This is a genomic window from Lysobacter sp. cf310, assembly GCF_900114355.1.
Taxonomy (GTDB): Bacteria; Pseudomonadota; Gammaproteobacteria; order Xanthomonadales; family Xanthomonadaceae; genus Lysobacter.
Map to the genome: position 1 here is coordinate 1,496,198 of NZ_FOSS01000001.1, position 18,180 is coordinate 1,514,377.

Consider the following 18,180-nt stretch of genomic DNA (forward strand, 5'->3'; position numbering starts at 1 on the left):
GCGCGTCAGCGCGTCTGCGGCGTGATCGGGCGCACCATGCGCGCGAGCAGGTGATCGAGGATGCCCTCGGGATGCAGGCAACGCCCGGTGTGCACGGGCGACATCTGGATGATGGAGCTGCGCCGCGCGGTCAGCCAGTGGAAACGCGCGCGCGCAGGCAGTTCGCCGATCGGCCCGGAGCCCGGACCGCCGCGGCAGATGCGTTCGATCGCCGCCAGGTGCGCGCGCAAGGACTCCAGATCCAGGTTCGGGTCCAGCGCCAGCACGCGCGCTGCGTCCAGTTCGATGCCGGCTTGCAGCAGGCCGGCGCTCGGGCACGACACCAGCACGCCGGCATTGACGAACTCGCCGCGCTCCACCCGCGGCACCACCCGCACTACCGCGTAGTCATAGGTAGCGCGATTGGGCACGGACGGCCTCCTCGACGAAACCGGCGCGTTCGGCGACCCGGCGCTGGAGATAGTCGGCGTAGCCGCGACGCAGGGCGCCGGCATCGGCGAAACCGGGTTCGTCGCCGAGCCAGGCATCGGGCAGCAAGCCGACCACGCGTTCGATCAGCGCGGGCGTGAGCTGCGGCGCGAGCTCGACATCGGCGGCGCGCAGCTCGCGCGCCAAGGGCAGCAGCACATGGTCCTGGACCTGCGCGAAGACGCCGGCGCTGGCGCGTTGGGCGCTGTCCCAATCGTGATGGAAGTACAGCGCGGCGCCGTGGTCGATCAGGTGCAGGCGGCGATGCCAGATCAGCAGATTGGTGTTGCGCGCGGTGCGGTCGACGTTGCTCAGATAGGCGTCGAACCAGACCACGCGCGAGGCCAGCGCCGCGTCGGGCTGGTCCACCAAGGGGTCGTAGTTGACCGCGCCGGGCAGATAGTCGAGCGCCAGGTTGAGGCCGGCGCTCTCGCGGATCAGGTGCTGGATCTCGGGATCGGGCTCGGTGCGCGCGAGTTCCGGGTCGAGCTCGGCCAGCACGATCTCCGGCATCGGCAGGCCCAGGGCGCGCGCGAGCTCGCCGCCGATCAGCTCGGCGATCAAGGCCTTGCGGCCCTGGCCGGCGCCGCGGAACTTGAGCACGTACAGGCCGTCGTCGTCGCCTTCGACCACGGCCGGCAGCGAACCGCCTTCGCGCAGCGGCGTGACATAGCGGGTGGCGGCAACGGTTCTCAAGGTCGCGTGGCGGTCGCTCGGCCGCGGGCGGCGGCGTGGGCCGCCCACATTAGGTGGCGCGCGCGGAAAATCAAAGCGCCGTGCGCGCCAGCCGCCGCTCAGGCCGCGTCGCGCAGCCCGCGCGCCGCGACCAGGCCCTCGACCAGCGCATCCACGCGCGCCTCGGCGTCGGCGATCGACGCGGCCAGGCGCGCGTCGGCGAACTCGTCGTATTCGATCGCCACCCCGTGCGCATCGACGATGCCCAGATAACCGAACGCGGTGCGCACGCTGGCCTCGCCGTGGTTGAGATGGCCCAGGCGCTCGCCGTCGTAACCGTAGTCGCCGCGCGAACCCAGCAGCACCAGGGTCTTGCCGGACTCGGCCAGCAGTGGCCAGTAGGGCTCGGCGCCGCGGCTGCGGTCGAAGCCGAAGGTGCGGCCGACCCGCACCACGTTGTCGATGTAGGCCTTGAACTGGGCCGGGACGTTGAAGTTGTACATGGGCAGGCCGACCGCGATCACGTCGGCGGCGATCAGTTCGTCGACCAGGGCGTCGCTCTCGGCCAGGGTCTCGTGCATCCACGGCTCGCGCTTGGCGGCGGGCGTGAACGCGGCATGGATCCAGGCCCCGCTCACCGGCGCCGGCGGCGACTGGCCGACGTCGCGGTAGACCACCGGATCCTGCGGTCGCAGCGCCTGCCAGCGCCGCACGAAGCGCGCGCTGAGGCGGCGCGTGTGCGAACCGTGGGCGTGGCGGTCGGAACCGTGGGGGCGGGCACTGGCATCGAGGTGGAGCAATCGGGTCATGGCGGTGGTCTCGGTAGGGGCGCCGGAATGCATGAGCCAACCTCACTAGTGAGGAGTGCACTTCGCAGCTTAGGAGTCCATTTGACGCGCTATACCTACGGGCGACAAACTCCGATTCCTCAGGTATCAGATGAATTTTTCGCATCCATGAACCCGCGTCGCCTGCCCCCGCTGGGCGCCCTGCGCGCATTCGAGGCCGCCGCGCGCCTGGCCAGCTTCAAGCGTGCCGCCGACGAGCTCGCGGTCACCCCGACCGCGATCAGCCACCAGATCCGCCTGCTCGAGGAATATCTGGGCGTGCGCCTGTTCGAACGCCGCACGCGCCAGGTCGCGCTGACCGCCGATGCCCTGCGCCTGTACCCGGTGCTGCGCGAAGGCTTCGACGCCTTCGCGGCCGCGATCGCGGCGATCGCCGCGCGCCGTACCCGTCGCGCGATCACTTTGTCGGCGACGGTGTCGTTCACCGCCAAGTGGCTGGTGCCGCGCGTGGCCGCGTTTCGCGCGGCCTATCCGGAATTCGATCTGCGCCTGCACGCCTCTGACGACCCGGTCGACCTGCTGGCCGGCGTCGCCGACGCGGCGATCCGCTACGGCCAGGGCCCCTACCCCGGCCTGATCTGTCTGCCGCTGATCGAGGACCGCTTCGCGCCGGTGTGCAGCCCGCGACTAGGGCTGCACGCACCCGAGGACCTGCGCGCCCTGCCCCTGCTGCACGTGGAATGGCGTCACCCCGCCGCGCGCACACCGAGCTGGCGCGGCTGGTGCGAACGCGCGGGCCTGCAAGGCGTCGCGGTCGACGCCGGCCTGCGCTACACCGACGACAGCCACGCCATCCAGGCCGCGATCGCCGGCCAGGGCGTGGCCCTGCTGAGCCTGTCCCTGGTCGCCGACGACCTGGCCAGCGGCCTGCTGGTGCAGCCGTTCGGCCCCACGCTGGAAGGCTATCGCCACAACCTGGTCTACGCCGACAACGGGCCGCCGAGCGCCGAGGTCGCGGCGCTGCGCGACTGGCTGCTCGCCCAGATCGCGGGCGAGCCCGGCTAGCGCGCGCTCAGCTGGTAGCGCCGCTCCTGGGTCAGGCCGCCGTAGCCGTAGGCGGCGGCGCGGGCGTCGATCACGTGGATGTAGGAGGTCGGGTGCAGGTTGCCGATCAACGCCTCCATGCGCGCATAGACCTGCGCCAGGTAGCGCGCCTTCTCGGCCTTGGTGTTGGTCTCGTCGGTGATGCTGATGTCCAGCTGGAACGCGTTGCGGCCCGAGTCGCTGAGCGGATGGCCGTCGATGATCCATTGCGCGGGATCGAGGTACTGCAGGGTCAGCGCGATCAATTCGCGCGGCTTGCCCAGCACCTCGACGGTGAGGTCGGCGATGGCGGCCGCGACCGAGCGGGTGAGCGCGGCGTCGGGCTGTCCGGAAATCATCAGGGCGATGTGCGGCATGAGCTTGTTCCTGTGGCGGTGTGGGATCACACTAACGCCGCCGCTACTACCGGAATAGCGGGATTATTGGATGGCTTCCATCGGTTATTCCGATAGAAGCAGACGTCTCGCTCGGAGCCGCCGCACATGCGCAGTCTGGACCTGGAACAGCTCCGCTCCTTCGTCGCCGTGGTCGACGCGCGCAGCATTTCCGGCGGCGCCGCGGTGGTGTTCCGCTCGCAATCGGCGATCAGCGAGCAGTTGCAGAAACTCGAGGCGGTGGCGGGGGCGCCCTTGCTGCTGCGCTCGCGCACCGGCGTGCGAACCACGCCGGCCGGCGAGCGCCTGCTCGCGCACGCGCGCCAGTTGCTGGCGATAGGCGAGCTGGCCCTGCGCGACGTGCAGGAACAGGCGCCCGCCACGCAGGTGCGTCTGGCGATCAGCGACTACTTCCGCCCCGCCGAGGTCGCCGCGCTGCTGCGCCACGTCGCACGCGCCTGTCCGCAGCTGCGCCTGCAGGTGACGGTGGGCCAGAGCGCGGCCCTGGTCGAAGGCCATGCGCGGCGCGACTACGATCTGGCGCTGGTGATGGAGATCAAGCCCGGCCGCGCCGGCGGCCGCGCGCTGCGCCGCGAAGCGCTGTCCTGGCTGGCGGCGCCGCATTTCCGGCCGCGCCCGGGCGAGCCGCTGGCGCTGGTGCTGTTGCCGGACAGCTGCGCCGTGCATCGCAGCGCGGTGCGCGCGCTCGAGCAGCGCGGCATCGCCCACACCGTCGCGCACACCTGCAGCGGCGTGGCCGGCCTGCAGTCGGCGATCGCGGCCGGGTTGGGCGTGGGCTGCCTCAACGCCTCGGCCATCGTCGACGGCCTGGTGCCGGCGCCACGCGCGCTGCGTCTGCCGGCCCTGCCGCCGGTCGCGTTCCGCCTGCTGGCGCCGCCGCGCGGCGCGCCGGCCGCCCTGCTCGAAGCCGACGCGGTGCTGCGCGCCCACTTCCGCTGAGCACGGCGGGTGCGGCGTTTTGCCGCATCGGCAGCGCGAGGCGCGCTGCCTAGCATGGTCGGTTTCCGCGCTTCAGGAACGCCACCGCATGCCTCGCGTCGCCCGCCCAGCCCTGCTCGCCTTCGCGATCGTCCTCGCCCTGCCCGCCCATGCCGAGGACGGCGATGCGCCGACCCTGCCCCGGGTCGAAGTGCATGGCGTGGCCGCGCGGCCGGACACGGTGGACGACATCGAACGCGCCCGACGCCGGCTGGACGAGCGCCCCGGCGCGACCGCGCTGGTCGATGCCGAGCGCTATCGCGAAGGCCGCGTCGGCACCCTCAGCGATGCGCTGTCCTACGCGCCCGGCGTGTTCGTGCAACCGCGCTTCGGCGCCGACGAGGCGCGGCTGTCGATCCGCGGTTCCGGCCTGCAGCGCACCTTCCACGGCCGCGGCCTGGAACTGCTGCAGGACGGCAGCCCGCTCAACCTCGCCGATGGCGGCTACGACTTCCAGGCGGTGGAGCCGCTGTCGGCGCGCTACATCGAGATCCATCGCGGCGCCAACGCGCTCGAGTACGGCGCGGCGACGTTAGGCGGCGCGATCGACTTCGTCTCGCCCACAGGCTATGACGCGCCGCCGATCGTGCTGCGCGCCGAGACCGGCAGCGACGGCTATCGCCGCGGCCAGGTCGCGGCAGCCGGCGTATCCGGACGCGCCGACGGCTATCTCAGCCTCAGCGGCGTGCATCAGGACGGCTATCGCGATCACGCCGCGCAGGAGAACTACCGACTGTTCGGCAACGCCGGCTGGCGCTTCAGCGACCGCTTGGACGCCCGCGTCTACCTCACCCACGTCGACACGCGCTCGCAACTGCCGGGCAACCTGACCCTGGCCGAAGCGCGCCGCGATCCGCGACTGGCCGCGCCCGGCAACCTCGCCCTGGACCAGCGCCGCGACTATCGCCTGGACCGCCTGGGCGCGCGTCTGGCCTGGACGCCGTCGCCGGGCCGCAGCCTCACCGTGTCGGCTTACTACGCCGACAAGGCGCTGGACCATCCGATCTTCCAGGTCTTGCGCCAGGACTCGCAGGACTACGGCCTGGACCTGCGCTGGCGCGCCGAAGGCGAGCTCGCGGGGCGTCGCAACCTGTTCGTGGCCGGCTTGGGTTGGGCCCAGGGCGATACCGACGACGACCGCTATTTCAATCTCGGCGGCCAACCAGGCGCGCGCAGCAATCGCTTCGACCAGCGCGCCCGCAATCGTCGGCTCTACCTCGAAAACCAGACTTGGCTGGATCCGCGCTGGGTGCTGGCGCTGGGCGCACAGGCGATGGACGCGCAACGGCGTTCGCGCGACCGCTACATCACCGGCGGTCGCGACGAGAGTTTCGACGTCGACTACGACGGCGTCAGCCCCAAGCTGGGCCTGCGCTATCTGATCGACGAGCGCGCCCAGATCTACGCCAACCTCAGCCGCAGCGTGGAGGCGCCCAGCTTCGGCGAGCTCACCGGCGGCCCGGGCGTGAGCCAGGTCGATCGCCAACGCGCGAGCTCGGCGGAAATCGGCCTGCGCCTGCAGCGCGACGCGCTGTCGCTGGACGCGGCGCTGTATCGCGCCCGCGTCGACGGCGAGCTGTTGTCCTTGAACGACGAGGCCGGCAATCCGCTGGGCACGATCAACGCCGACCGCACTGTGCATCGGGGCCTGGAACTGGGCCTGGGCTGGCGCCTGCATCCGGCCTGGCTGCTGTCGGCCAACTACCTCTACAACGATTTCCGTTTCGACGCCGATCCGGTTTACGGCAACAGCCGCCTGGCCGGAATTCCGCGCCAACAGCTGCGCACGCAACTGCGCTGGTCCACCGACGAACGCCTGTATCTCGAACCCAACCTGGAATGGGTGCCGCAGGGCGCCTACGTCGATCACGCCAACAGCTATCGCGCGCCCGGTTACACCCTGCTGGGTCTGCGCGTCGGCGGCCAGATCGACGGCGCCTGGCGTTGGTTCCTCGACGCCCGCAACCTGCAGGACCGGCGCTGGATCGCCAGCACCAACGTGATCGCCGACGCGCGCGGCCAGGACGGACGCAACTTCCTGCCGGGCGACGGCCGCTCGTTCTACGTCGGCCTGGAATGGCGCCCGCAATGATGGGCCACTCGACTACCTCGGGAGAATCGCATGCACGCACTGCTCGCCTTCGTCGGCGCCTGGTTGATTCTGTGGGGCGCCTTGCTGGCGCTGTTGATCGCACGCGGCCGCGACGGCACCGCGCGCACGCTGACCTTGCTGGACCGGATCGAGGTGGCCTTGTGAGGCGCTGGGGTCTGGCGCTGGCGGCGCTGCTCGCCGCCGGCTTGCTCGCCGCCTGGGTCGATGAAGGCCAACCCGTGGGCGCGCTGCGCGTCGCCGACGCCTGGTCGCGCGCGACGCCGCCCGGCGCCGGTGTCGCGGTCGGTTTCATGCGCGTGATCAATGCGGGCAAACGCGACGACCGCCTGCTCGAGGTGAGCAGCGACGCGGCCGAGCGCGTGGAGATCCATGAGGTCCGGCACGAAGGCGGCGTGATGCGCATGCGCCAGCTGCGCGACGGCCTGCCGCTGCCGGCGGGCGCGACGGTCAAGTTGCAGCCGGGCGGCTATCACTTGATGTTCATCGCTCCGACACGTCCGTTCAAGCAGGGCGACACGGTGAGCGCGCGACTGCGCTTCGAACATGCGGGCAGCACGACGGTGCATTTCCAAGTGCGTGCACTCGGGGCCACGACGCACGACGGTCGCTGAGGGGTTTTCGCCGGCAGGACACAGCCAAAGCAAATCCCCCCTAGCCCCCCTTTTTCAAAGGGGGGAATCGCTTGCGTGGTTTCGTGGGGCAGCGTGGCGGGGCCTTCGAGTCGGGGCCCGATCGCCCTACGTCGATGCGCTGTTCGCTGCAGTTGGCACGACGGGTGCAGAGGGGTTTTCGCCGGCAGGGCGGAAGGACACAGCCAAAGCAAATCCACCCTAGCCCCCCTTTTTCGAAGGGGGAATCGCTTGCGTGGTTTCGTGGGGCAGCGTGGCGGGGCTTTCGAGTCGGGGCCCGATCGCCCTACGTCGATGCGCTGTTCGCCGCCGTTGGAACGAACCTACGGCGATACCCGCACGCTCCCGGACACCCCAAAAGCGACCGCGCTAATCCCCCCTTTGAAAAAGGAGGCTAGGGGGGATTTGCTCTTACCGCCCCACCGATCCAAGCCCCACCCTCAAAGCCGCTCACGCACCGGCCGCTTCGCCAGCCGACGCTGCAAGGTGCGCCGGTCCACGCCCAGCACCCGCGCCGCCGCGGACACGTTGCCGCCGCATTCGGCCAGCACCCGCTGCACATGCTCCCAGCCCTGGCGCCGCAGCGACGGCGCCTCGGCGGGCGGCGGCGCCTGCTCGGGCGCGTGCTCGAATGCGCGCGCCAGGGCGTCGATGTCGAAAGGCTTGGGCAGGTAGTTCCAGGCGCCGCGCCGCATCGCATCGACCGCGGTGGCGATGCTGGCGTAGCCGGTGGCCAGCACGATGCGCGCCTGCGGACAGCGTTCGCGCAGGGCCTGGATCAACAGCAGACCGTTGTCCGCACCCAGCTTGAGATCCAGCAGCACGCCGTCGGGCGCGAATGCCTCGGTGGCCTGCAAAGCCGTGCCCGCATCGTGGGCGATGCAGGTTTCGACCGCGTGACGTTGCAGATGCCGCACCAGGATGCGGCAGAACGCGGCATCGTCGTCGATCACCAACAAGCGCGCGGGCAGGCTCATGCGCGCTCCTCCGCCGGCGCCAGCAGCGGCAGTTCGACCTCGGTGACGCAGCCGCCGCCCAGGCGCGCGATCCGGCGCACCCGCCCACGGCTGCGCTCGATGCTGGCGTTGGAGATCAGCAGGCCCAGGCCCAAGCCCGGCCCGTGACTGTCGATCGCAACCGCGTCGGCCGCGCGCTCGGGGCCGTGGCCGCGATCGGCGATGGCGATGCGCAGCCAGTCGCCGTCGCATTGCGTGCTCACTTCGATCCGCGCCGGCGCGCCCGCGGCCTCGTTGGCGTCGGCGGCGTTGTTGAGCAGATTGAGCAGGGCCTGCGGCAGGCCCGGATCCACGCGCAAACGCCGTCCGCCCGCGTCCAGCGCCGTCGCCACCTCGACGCCCGGGCGCAACAGCAGCCAACGCTCCAGGCCGTCGCGCACGAAGGCGTCGGCGCCCTCGATCGTGGCCTCGCCCAGGGCGCCGCGCCGCGCCAGCGCGGCCAGGGCGCGCACGTGCTCGCGGCAATGCGCGAGCTGGTCGCGCATGCTCGCCAGGTCCTCGGCGCTGGGCGCCTGCGGATGCTGCGACCAGTCGTCCAGCAGCAGGCCCATCGTGGTCAGCGGCGTATTGAGTTCGTGCGCGGTGCCCGCGGCCAGCGAGCCCAGGGCCAGCAACGACTCGTCGCGCATCGCGCGTTCGCGCGCGGCCGCGAGGCGGCGGCGCTGGTCGCGCACGATCGCCATGAAGCGCCCCAGCACCACCGCCATGATCGCGGCGCTGAGCAGGAAGTTCACCCACATGCCGGTCACGTGCAGGCCGAAGCCGTCCTCGCCGTGCACGTGCGGCAACGGCTGGTGGTGACCGAGCAGCCAGGTGTAGAGCGCGGCGGTGAGCACGGTCAGGCCGATCATCGGCCCGATCTCCAAGGCGATCGCGGCCAGCGCCACCGGCACCAGGTACAGCGACACGAAGGGATTGGCCGGGCCGCCGGACCAGTACAGCAAGGCGGTCAGCGCCAGCGTATCGACCACCAGTTGCAGCGCGAGCGCACGCGCGCCGCCCTCGCCACGCCGCCGCAACCACGCATGGCTGGCCAGGTTGAACGCCAACAAGCCCAGCGATACGCCCAGCAGCGGCGCCATCGGCAAGGCCAGGCCCAGGCGCTGGACCACGAATGCGATCGCCAGACACTGGCCGGCCACGGCCAGGTAGCGCAGGTAGATCAGAATTTGGATCACAGCGGGATGGAAACCACGGCAGGGCGGGATCGCGGCCGGATGCACGATAGCCGGATGCGCAGGATACGGCACCGCGGCCCGCGGCGGCCTCGGCGGCGCGGGCACAGCATCGGTCGCGGCACAGGGGGCGTCGTAGAACCCGCTGCGTCCGCCAGCCCGTCGCCATCGCTGGCCGGCTGCAAAGCCCGGCCGTTGCGGCCAGGTGGAACTCCCCGGCCGGGCCCGCGACCGGGCCTGGCCTTGTTTCATCCGCTAGCGGCCGTCGATCTCATCGTCCGATCGCGTCGTCGACCGCCGCACCTCCCTATCGGGGTGCGCTCGCCGTTCGCCTGCCCGTGCTTCGCGGCCGTGGATCGACGTGCGACGGGAACCGACGAGTATCCCTGTCGCACGTCTCGCGAAGCGCGCTCACGAGCGCTAGAGCAGCATCAACTCGGATCGCTCCTTGGTGGCGCCGTCGACGAAGTAGAGCTTCTTGCCAGAATCGACTCGGTCTTCGACTACCTGATACAGGCGCAAGGCCTGGCGGATCGCGGCCGTCTTGCTGACGCCCTTGCGCACGCACAGATCCTCCAGGAACTGCATCTCGGTCCCGGCGAGATTCAGCGTCATCCTACGTCTGGTTTCCTTCATATCGCACCTCGAATGGAAAGTTGATTACGAATGGAGCAAACGACGCGCTTTCGCTTTGTAGTTGTCGCGCGTCGAATCACTTACAGCGATCCTTGTTGTTGTTTGACGTTCCTGTCGTTGTTGCCTGTAGCCGCTGTGTAGCCATCCCATGGTTCGCGCCGTACCGGCCGCATCCACCGGGCGCCACGGCCGATCCTGGCCGTGTTGCCCTTCCGAAAACCCGGCCGCCAGGAGGCGATCGGGCCGCGGTATCGCTGCATTCGCATTCGGTGAGCTAGCGCCGAATACAACGCAATATCGTCAATAACTCCCCACCAGGTTGAGAAACCAGCCTTTGTGGTTGTAATCGAAGTCGGTCAGGTCATCGCTGAACTCGGTGAAGTTGTAGCCGACGCCGACGCGGAAGTTCCGGCCGACGTCGCGGTCCACGCCCAGCAGGATTCCCTGGCGGTCGCCGCCGTCCTTCACACCCAGCCAGCGGTACTCGGCCAGGCCGTGCCAGACCTCGTCGAGTTCGTAACGAACCTGAACGGCTCCGAAGGTCGCCGCAGAGTCGGCCCACTCGCCTTGCAGACGTCCGTAACGCACGCTGCCCTCACGGCGCGCCAGCTTGCCGGCGAACTCCCAGTGGTGGTCCGGGTTGTAGACGCCTTCCAGCGCCAACACCTGGCTGCGCTGGTCGTAGCTGGCGACGTTGGCGCCCACTTGCGGCAGCGAGGACACGTCGTAGAGGTAGGTGTACTTGCCCAGCAGCGCCCAGCGGGTGCTGTTGTAGGGGCGCCAGGCAAAACCCGCATTGCCCTCGACGAACTTGGCCCCGGCCTCGGCGTTCAGCTGGTCCTTGGTTTCCGAGTAGTTGAAACGGCCGGCGATGCGGAAGCTCTCGTTGAACTTGTGCAGGTAGCGGTTGGTGGTCACCCATTGCTCGCGGCGTTCGGCACCGGTATCGCGACGCCATTCCAGCTTGCTCTGCCACTGGGTGTCGACCGAGCTGCGCCCGCCGTTCAGGCTGATCGCGCGGCGGTCGACCTGGCCCTGGTTGAGCTCGCGGTCCAGGGTGGCGTTCTGCAGGGTGAAGCCCAGGTTCCAGCCCTCGCCCGGATAGAAATCCATGCCGAAGGTGTGGGCCAGGCCCGACTCGCTGGGCTGCTTCAGGAACTGGCTTTCGTTGAACATGTTGACCTGGTTCGACAGGCGCCAGCGCTGGCCCAGGGTCCAGCCGCCGTTGATGCGGTCGCCGAACAAGGGGTCGTAGTCGCTGCGGTCGGTCGAATAGGTGTAGCTGCCGTAGACCGTGTGCTCGGGGTTGATGCGGTACTCGGCATCGATCTTGGCCGCATCGCCGCGGTCGCCGGTGGTGAATTCCGCGCCGACGCTGGACAGATCGCCGAACAAATACTTGGCGCCCACGGAGTAGGCATCGTTGTCGGCGTACTTGCCGCCGTCGTCGTCCAGGGTGAGCTGGGCGGTACCGAACAGCTCCAGCTGGGTGCCGACGCGCTGCTTGTACTGCAACGCGGCCAGGGTACCGACGGCGTCGCCGCTGAGGCGCTGCTCCTCGACGCGGCGCAGCTCGGCGCTGAGGGTGGCGTCGTCGCTGAGTCGCCATTCGCCGGTGAGCTGGGCCTGGGTCAGCGACTCCGGCCCGCGCTCGGCGATCGAGTAGCGACCGAACAGACGCACCGCCGGACCGAGTTGGCCCTGGAATTCCGCGCCGCGCTCTTCGATGTCCTCGCCCGTGCTCAGGCGCGAGATCGAATAACCATCGCTCACGCGGCGCCACCAGGCCCCGACCGTCCAGTCGTCCTGGCTCCAGCCCAGTTCCTTGAAGTTGACCCGCGCCTCGACCGACTTGGCCTCGCCCGAATGCGCGCCCAGGCCGGAGTTGATCTCGGTGAAGCTCAGGCCGCCGTTGTCGGAACGGAAGATCGGCGCGCTGTTGGCTTCGGTACGGCTGTGTTCGAGCTTGAGGTAGGTGCCGCGACCGGCCTGCAGGGTCAGGTCGGCGCCGCGCAGCGAATAATCTTCGCCGGCGCGGTTCTCGTCGACATAGGTCGCGCCGACCGCGACGTGTTCGCCGAACCAGTGCTTGCCGCGGAAGCCGAGGGTGAGCTCGTCGGCATCGAAACCGGTGGGCACGAATTCGTAATCGACCAACAGCATCTGCGCATAGCCGTCCAGCGGCGTGTCGCGAGTCAGCGTACGCACGTTCTCGCGCGTGACCTGGGCCAGCGGACGCGACAGCAACAGGCGGCCCTGCAGCTCGTCGATCTCGTAATCGGCGCCGCGCACCAGCTCGACCCGGTTCTCGACCCGGCCGGTGGTGAGGTCGCGGATTTCCAGCACGACCTTGTCCGAACCCGGCAGTACATCGGTGTGCTTGAGGTAGTACAGGCTGCCGCCGGTGCCGACGAACTCGCTGTGGCCGGGCGCGGACTGCGCCTGCGAGCCGAACGCACGCAGCTCGGTGCCGGGCTCGCCGACCTCGGTGGTGCGACGGCTGCGCCAGGACAGCGCGCCGCCGTACAGCGAGCGGCTGTACTGGCCGTACTCGGTGCCGGTGATGCCGGTGTTGAAGTTGCCCCACAGCGCCTGGTTCTTGTCCCAGTCCACGCGCAGGTAGAGCCGGCCCTGGGTGTCGACGTCGCGATAGGTGGTGGAGTCGTCGCCGTAGACCGGGTAGTACTGGTCCGGATCCAGGCGGCGGAACACGTCCTGCGGATCGGCGTCCCAGAAGCCGTTGAACAATTCGCTGACTTCGCGTTCCTGGGTGTCCGCCTGTGCGGTCACCAGGTATTTGCCCTTGATCTTGCCCTTCAGATAGAACGCGAGGCGGCCTTCGAGCAGGAAGCCGTCGTCGAAGCGATCGTCCGCGGCCAGCGGTTCGACCGAACCGGACACGCTGGTCTTGGACGCGGTCAGATCCGCCAGCGCGACCGCGAACATGTAGCGGCCGGTGACGTCGATATCCAGTTCCTGGTGCGAGGCCTTGCCCGCACCGCCGCCGACTTCGACGTCGAAGCGGTGCTTGCCGACCGGCACCAGGTACTCGGCCACCATCTTGCGCTCAAGATCGATCGGATGGCTCTGGCCGTTGATCTTGAGCGTGTAGCCGGTGGGGATGTTGCGGCCCTGGATGCGAATGCGCGAGCCGTACACCGCGATGTTCTGTTGGCGCAGGCTGTTCTCGCCGAACACGCCGTCGAGCAGGCTGCGCTGTTCGGCTTCCTCGGCATCGAAGCTGCTGCCCAGCTTCTTCTCGACCGAATCGCGCAGCAGCTGCAGGCCACGCTCGGCCTCTTCCGGCCGCACCAGCTGGAAGCGGCGCGGATAGGTTTCGTCGTAGCTGCCGTCGGCGCCGTGGGCGCGCACGATGTAGATCAGTTCGTCGTCGGTGCGCAGTTCCAGGCCGGACGGCAGGGCGCCGTCCCAGGTCGCCTCGCTGACCGACGCGGTCGGCAGCTCGACGGTGGCCAGCGGCGTGACCAGGTCGCTGTCGCTGGCGCGGTAGATCAGCACCTGTGCGCGCTGGATGAAGGCCGCGTAATTGCTATAGGCGTAGAAGCGCACCGGCTTGACCACGCGGCTGCCGTCGAAAGCCAGCAGCGACGGCGCCGAGACGTTGAACTGCGGCTGGCCGAGGTTGGGATCCTCGGTCGCCCAGACCACGCCGCCGCCGGGCAGCTGCAGCGACCACTTGCCGATCGCGACCGCCTGGCCGGGCGCCAGCGCGTCCTTCCAGCTCGAGCGCGAGTCCTCCACTTCCACCGACACGCGACGGTCCGGCTGCAGGGTCTGCGCGCTGGAACCGTCGGTCGTGCCCTGGGTCACCGGCTGCCGCTCGCCGCGCGTGCGCAGTTCGAACAGCATGCCGTCCTCGCTGCGGCAGCCTTGCTCGCCGCAGTCCAGGCTGGCCGCCTTGGCCGGCTCCGGCGCCTTCGCTTCCTGCGCGGAAGCGACCGACGCCAGGCCGGCGAGGATGCCGATGAGGGTGTAATCGAGCAGTTTCATCTTCATGGCATCCCCCTTCACTTCTCGGTATCGCCGGCAGGGGCGGCCGGATCGTTGCTGAGATCGACGCGGAACGTGCTGCGCAACTCCGGACTGATCTTGGCTGCGATAGCGTCGTAGACCGCCTTGGCGCGGCGCATGCCGAGGGCGACGTTGTAGTCGTCCGAAGCGCGCTTGTCGGTGTGACCGGTGATGACGATCCGGGTCGAGCGCATCTGCTCGATCGCGGCGGCCATCTTGTCGATCAGCGGCCGGTACTGCGGCTTGATCGTGCTGCGGTCGGTATCGAACAGGACCTCGCCCAGCAGCGGCCATTCGGCGAAGCCGACCACGATCGACTCCGGTCGCTCGGCCTCGGTGCGCACGCTGACCGTCAACGCCTTGAACTGCTCGGGCGTCAGCATGTCTTCCAGCGCCTTGCGCACCGCCAGCGCACGATCCATCGCCAGGGTCTCGTACTCGCCCTGGGCGACGATCACGATCTCGCCGCTGCCGTATTCGCGCACCTTCTCGGCCATCTTCTCCACCGCGGGCAGGTACTGCGGGGTGACCGCGGCACTGCCCGGGGCGAAGAAGACTTCCCCTATCCGCATCTCGACCTGTTCCTTCGCGCCCGGGATTTCGCCCGGAGGCAGGCGCACGCCGAAGTCGAAGCGCACCGGCAGGCCCGGGGTCACACGGCGCACCACCGGGTTGTCGGTGGTGAACACGCTGCCCGGCGGCAGGGTGGCGGGATCGACCTTGAGGATGAAGTTGCGCCCGCGCTCCCACGGTCCGCCGGCCACACCCTCGAGGTGGTAGCGACCGAACTGATCGGTTTCGATCAGCAGGCCTTCCACCGACGCGACCCGCACGCCCGGGATGCCGCGTTCGTCGACACCGGCGTTGCTGACGATGTAGTCGACCCGGTAGCCGCCCTCGACCTGGGCCACGCGACGCTCGACCTTGGGATCGGCGCCGGTCAGGCCCTTGGCGGCGTCGCCGCCGCGCTCGACGCGACTGTTGCCGGCCTTGTCCATGCGCACCGTCAGACCCTCGGCGGTGGTCAGCGCGAAGCCGTCGTCGAAGTCCAGCGCGTTGAGCGTCTGGCTGATCACCACGCGGTGCGCGGCGACCGGATCGGCGTCCGACTGACGGGCCGAAATCGTGCCCAGGTCGATGCCGTGCAACAGCGGCGAGCTCGCGTCGGCTTCCGGCGCGGGGCCGTTGCCGCGATCGACCGTGGTCGAGTTGGCGACGTAGGCGCCGGGGGCGAAACCGCCCTGGACGCGGATGCCGCTGAGCCCGGCCGGATCCTGCCAGCCGTCCTGGTCGCGGTCGTCGAACACGGTACCGATGATCAAAGACTCATCCAGCAGCGGGTCGGCGACCATCTGCACCTGCGCGGTGGCCACGTTCGAGCGCACCCCGTTGTCCTCGGCGAACACGCTGTTGACGTGCACGCCCGGCCGCACGCCTGCGCCGACCTTGAGCAGGTAGACCAGGGTGGCGCGCCCGCCCGCGACGATGTCGACCTGGTCGACCCGCACCGGGAAGGTACCCACCAGGCGACCGGCACCGTCGGTATCGGCGACCTGCAGGCTGTTGGCCACGTAGCTGAAGCCGGCCGGCGGCGTATCGATCACCGTCACGTCGGTCGCGTCGACCCGACCGGTGTTCTCGATCGTCACCGTGTAGCGGACCAGGTCGGCGATCTTCACGTCGCGCGGATTGGCCTGCTTGCTCACGCGCAGGGTGGTCGCCAGCGGCTCCACGGTCACCACCGCGGTACTGGTGGCGGTGACCGTGGCGGTCTGGCTGGTCGAAGCGTGGGTGCCGGTGGCGACCACGACGTTGTCCAGGGTGCCGCCCGCGTTGGCTTCGGCCTCGGTGATGGTGTGCGTGTAGCTGTTGCAGGTGGCCTTGGCCCCCGGCGTCAGCGTGGTCGGCGCACAACTCAGCGTGGTCGGCGTGCCGTTCTCGTAGGTGTCCAGCACCGTCAGGTTGGTCAGGGTGACGTTGCCGGCATTGGTGACCGTCACCGCATAGGTGATCACGTCGCCGGCATTGCCGGTCCCGACCGTACCCAGGTCGGTGGTCAGCGTCGCGGTCTTGGTCGCAGCGATGGCCGGACGGCCCTGGATCACGACCGTGAACGTCGGGTTGCACTCCGGCGCGGTCGAGCCCACCGGGCAGGCGCCCGGCGTGCTGGTGGTGATCACGGCGGCGTTGAGCACGCGACCCGCATCGACGTCGGCCTGGGTCACGCGGTAGCTACCGGTCAGCACGCAGGTGCCCGCCGGCGCCACGCTGGCGCAGGTGATGGTGTTCGGCGCGATCTTGCTGTCCGTCACCACCACATCGGCCAGGGTCACGTTGCCCGTATTGGTCATCGTCACGGTGTAGGTCAGCGTGTCGCCCACGCTCACCGCACCGTTGCCGTCTTCGTCGGCGTTGCCGGTCATGGCCTTGACCGAGCTCAGCGCAGGCGTCTGCACCACCGGCACGGTCACGGTCGGGTTGCACTCCGGCGCGGTCGAGCCCGGCGGGCAGGCGCCCGGCGTGCTGGTGGCGACCGTGGCGGTGTTGACCACGTTGCCGGCGTTGGCGTCGGCCAAGGTGACCCGGTAGGTGCCGGTCAGCATGCAGGTGTTGCCCGGCACGACGCTGGCGCAGGCGATGGTGTTGGGACTGATCTTGCTGTCCGTCACCACCACATCGGTCAGGGTCACGTTGCCGGTATTGGTCATGGTCACGCTGTAGGTCAGCGTGTCGCCCACGGTCACCGTGCCACTGCCATCCTCGTCGGCGTTGACCGTCATGGCCTTCACCGAGGTCAGCTGCGCGGTCTGGATCACCGGCACCGTCACGGTCGGGTTGCATTCCGCCGCGGTCGAGCCGGCGGGGCACACGCCCGGGGTGGTCGTGGTGACCACGGCCGCGTTGACCACGTTGCCCGCGTCGGCGTCGGTTTGAGTGACGCGATAGGTGCCGGTCAGCACGCAGGTGCCGGCCGGCGCCACGCTGGCGCAGGCGATCGAAGCCGGGGTGATCTTGTTATCGGTCACCACCACGTTCGCCAGGCTCACATTGCCCGTGTTGGTCATCGTCACGGTGTAGGTCAGCGTGTCGCCCACCGTCACCGTGCCGCTGCCGTCTTCGTCGGCGTTGGCCGTCATGGCCTTGGCCGAGGTCAGCGCGGGCGTCTGGGTCACAACCACCGTCACCGTCGGGTTGCACTCAGGCGCGGTCGAGCCCACCGGGCAGGCGCCCGGCGTGGTCGTGGTGACCACGGCCGCATTGACCACGTTGCCGGCGTCGGCATCGGCCTGGGTCACGCGGTAGGTACCGGTCAGCACGCAGGTGCCGGCCGGCGCCACGCTGGCGCAGGCGATCGAAGCCGGGGTGATCTTGTTATCGGTCACCACCACGTCGGCCAGGCTCACGTTGCCCGTGTTGGTCATCGTCACGGTGTAGGTCAGCGTGTCGCCCGCCGTCACCGTGCCGCTGCCGTCTTCGTCGGCGTTGGCCGTCATGGCCTTGGCCGAGGTCAGCGCAGGCGCCAGGGTCGCATTCACCGTCACCGTGTCGGTCGGCGAGGTCGTGCCGTCCACCGTCGCGCTGGCGATGTTCACCACGCTGCCGGTGTTCAGATCGGCCTGGACCACCGTGTACGTCGCCGCACAGGTCACCGCTTCGCCCGGATCCAACTCGCCGTCCAGGTTGCCGACCGTCGTCACCGCCGGGCAGGTCACCGTCGTCTTGTCGTCCGCCACCGTCACCGGGCCGGTCAGCGACACGTTGCCGCTGTTGGTGACCAGGTAGCTGTAGCTGATCGTGTCGCCCACCGCGGCATAGTTCGCCGTCGTGGTCGTCTTATCGATCGTCAGCGACGGCGACGGCGCCAGCGGCGTGGTCGTCGTGTCCGGCGGGCTGTCCACAGGCGGCTGACCGCCCGGCGGCGTGCCGGTCGCGGTCGCGCTGTTGTTCGACGTGCCCGCGTTGACCTCGGCCTGCGTGATCGTGTGCGTGCCCGTGCAGGTGGCCACCGCCAGCGGCGCCAGCGTCGTCACGTCGCAGGTCGCCGGAGCGTCCAGCTGCGTGTCGTTCACCACCACATTGGTCAGCGTCACGTTGCCCGTGTTGGTCACCGTGAACGTGTAGGCGATCGTGCTGCCCGCGGTCGCACCCGTCGGCGTGCCGGCGACCTTAT

At 69.5% G+C, this 18,180-nt stretch carries 14 protein-coding genes; 5 read left to right on the plus strand and 9 right to left on the minus strand.

Features of this window, described 5'->3' with window-relative positions; genetic code table 11:
• Positions 1–5 precede the first annotated feature (5 nt).
• The 3 genes from BMZ45_RS06585 to BMZ45_RS06595 all read right to left on the minus strand — a co-directional run bounded on the left by BMZ45_RS06585 (position 6) and on the right by BMZ45_RS06595 (position 1,952).
• Complete coding sequence (locus tag BMZ45_RS06585) at positions 6–410, minus strand: DUF3037 domain-containing protein (protein ID WP_217643150.1); 405 nt, start codon at positions 408–410, stop codon at positions 6–8.
• Complete coding sequence (locus BMZ45_RS06590) at positions 388–1,164, minus strand: HipA family kinase (protein WP_091633875.1); 777 nt, start codon at positions 1,162–1,164, stop codon at positions 388–390. The genes BMZ45_RS06585 and BMZ45_RS06590 overlap by 23 nt, the downstream gene beginning before the upstream one ends.
• Positions 1,165–1,262: 98 nt before the next feature.
• On the minus strand, positions 1,263–1,952 hold the full coding sequence (locus tag BMZ45_RS06595) for an FMN-dependent NADH-azoreductase (RefSeq protein WP_091634174.1): 690 nt from the start codon (positions 1,950–1,952) through the stop codon (positions 1,263–1,265).
• A gap of 147 nt (positions 1,953–2,099) precedes the next feature.
• On the opposite strand from BMZ45_RS06595, the gene gcvA reads away from it, so the two are divergent.
• Positions 2,100–2,996 (plus strand): transcriptional regulator GcvA, encoded by an 897-nt coding sequence (gene gcvA / locus BMZ45_RS06600; RefSeq protein ID WP_091633877.1) that lies wholly within the window; start codon positions 2,100–2,102, stop codon positions 2,994–2,996.
• Here gcvA and BMZ45_RS06605 read toward each other — a convergent pair.
• Positions 2,993–3,391: a tautomerase family protein gene (locus BMZ45_RS06605; protein ID WP_091633880.1), complete on the minus strand. Its 399-nt coding sequence runs from the start codon at positions 3,389–3,391 to the stop codon at positions 2,993–2,995. The genes gcvA and BMZ45_RS06605 overlap by 4 nt on opposite strands.
• 126 nt (positions 3,392–3,517) lie before the next feature.
• Between BMZ45_RS06605 and BMZ45_RS06610 the strand changes: the two genes are divergently transcribed.
• The 4 genes from BMZ45_RS06610 (at position 3,518) to BMZ45_RS21815 (ending at position 7,132) form a co-directional block, all read left to right on the plus strand.
• Positions 3,518–4,369 (plus strand): LysR family transcriptional regulator, encoded by an 852-nt coding sequence (locus BMZ45_RS06610; protein ID WP_091633882.1) that lies wholly within the window; start codon positions 3,518–3,520, stop codon positions 4,367–4,369.
• 88 nt (positions 4,370–4,457) lie between these two features.
• A complete protein-coding gene (locus tag BMZ45_RS06615; RefSeq protein WP_091633885.1) occupies positions 4,458–6,500 on the plus strand; it encodes a TonB-dependent receptor family protein in 2,043 nt (680 codons plus the stop codon).
• A 30-nt stretch (positions 6,501–6,530) separates the two neighbouring features.
• Positions 6,531–6,665, plus strand: a complete 135-nt coding sequence (locus BMZ45_RS22100) for a hypothetical protein (RefSeq protein WP_256374542.1) — start codon at positions 6,531–6,533, stop codon at positions 6,663–6,665.
• A gap of 74 nt (positions 6,666–6,739) precedes the next feature.
• The gene (locus tag BMZ45_RS21815) at positions 6,740–7,132 is read left to right on the plus strand and encodes a copper chaperone PCu(A)C (RefSeq protein ID WP_217643152.1); all 393 of its coding nucleotides are present in this window, start codon (positions 6,740–6,742) and stop codon (positions 7,130–7,132) included.
• Positions 7,133–7,590: 458 nt separating this feature from the next.
• Here BMZ45_RS21815 and BMZ45_RS06625 read toward each other — a convergent pair whose 3' ends face one another.
• The 5 genes from BMZ45_RS06625 to BMZ45_RS06645 form a co-directional block, all read right to left on the minus strand.
• Complete coding sequence (locus BMZ45_RS06625) at positions 7,591–8,127, minus strand: response regulator transcription factor (RefSeq protein WP_091633887.1); 537 nt, start codon at positions 8,125–8,127, stop codon at positions 7,591–7,593.
• Positions 8,124–9,344, minus strand: a complete 1,221-nt coding sequence (locus BMZ45_RS06630) for an ATP-binding protein (protein ID WP_139215412.1) — start codon at positions 9,342–9,344, stop codon at positions 8,124–8,126. Before BMZ45_RS06630 ends, BMZ45_RS06625 begins: the two co-directional genes overlap by 4 nt.
• Before the next feature lie 417 nt (positions 9,345–9,761).
• Positions 9,762–9,956: a hypothetical protein gene (locus BMZ45_RS06635; RefSeq protein ID WP_200943987.1), complete on the minus strand. Its 195-nt coding sequence runs from the start codon at positions 9,954–9,956 to the stop codon at positions 9,762–9,764.
• A gap of 321 nt (positions 9,957–10,277) precedes the next feature.
• The gene (locus BMZ45_RS06640) at positions 10,278–13,994 is read right to left on the minus strand and encodes a hypothetical protein (protein WP_217643153.1); all 3,717 of its coding nucleotides are present in this window, start codon (positions 13,992–13,994) and stop codon (positions 10,278–10,280) included.
• Between the two features lie 11 nt (positions 13,995–14,005).
• Positions 14,006–18,180: DUF7507 domain-containing protein (locus BMZ45_RS06645; RefSeq protein WP_139215413.1), on the minus strand; the 4,175-nt coding region annotated here is incomplete at its 5' end.

Excerpts from the sequence above, each read along its gene's own strand:
- BMZ45_RS06595 (WP_091634174.1), bottom strand. The coding sequence starts at position 1,952 with ATGACCCGATTGCTCCACCTCGATGCCAGTGCCCGCCCCCACGGTTCC.
- gcvA (WP_091633877.1), top strand. The coding sequence starts at position 2,100 with ATGAACCCGCGTCGCCTGCCCCCGCTGGGCGCCCTGCGCGCATTCGAG.
- BMZ45_RS06605 (WP_091633880.1), bottom strand. The coding sequence starts at position 3,391 with ATGCCGCACATCGCCCTGATGATTTCCGGACAGCCCGACGCCGCGCTC.
- BMZ45_RS06610 (WP_091633882.1), top strand. The coding sequence starts at position 3,518 with ATGCGCAGTCTGGACCTGGAACAGCTCCGCTCCTTCGTCGCCGTGGTC.
- BMZ45_RS06615 (WP_091633885.1), top strand. The coding sequence starts at position 4,458 with ATGCCTCGCGTCGCCCGCCCAGCCCTGCTCGCCTTCGCGATCGTCCTC.
- BMZ45_RS22100 (WP_256374542.1), top strand. The coding sequence starts at position 6,531 with ATGCACGCACTGCTCGCCTTCGTCGGCGCCTGGTTGATTCTGTGGGGC.
- BMZ45_RS06625 (WP_091633887.1), bottom strand. The coding sequence starts at position 8,127 with ATGAGCCTGCCCGCGCGCTTGTTGGTGATCGACGACGATGCCGCGTTC.
- BMZ45_RS06635 (WP_200943987.1), bottom strand. The coding sequence starts at position 9,956 with ATGACGCTGAATCTCGCCGGGACCGAGATGCAGTTCCTGGAGGATCTG.
- BMZ45_RS06640 (WP_217643153.1), bottom strand. The coding sequence starts at position 13,994 with ATGAAGATGAAACTGCTCGATTACACCCTCATCGGCATCCTCGCCGGC.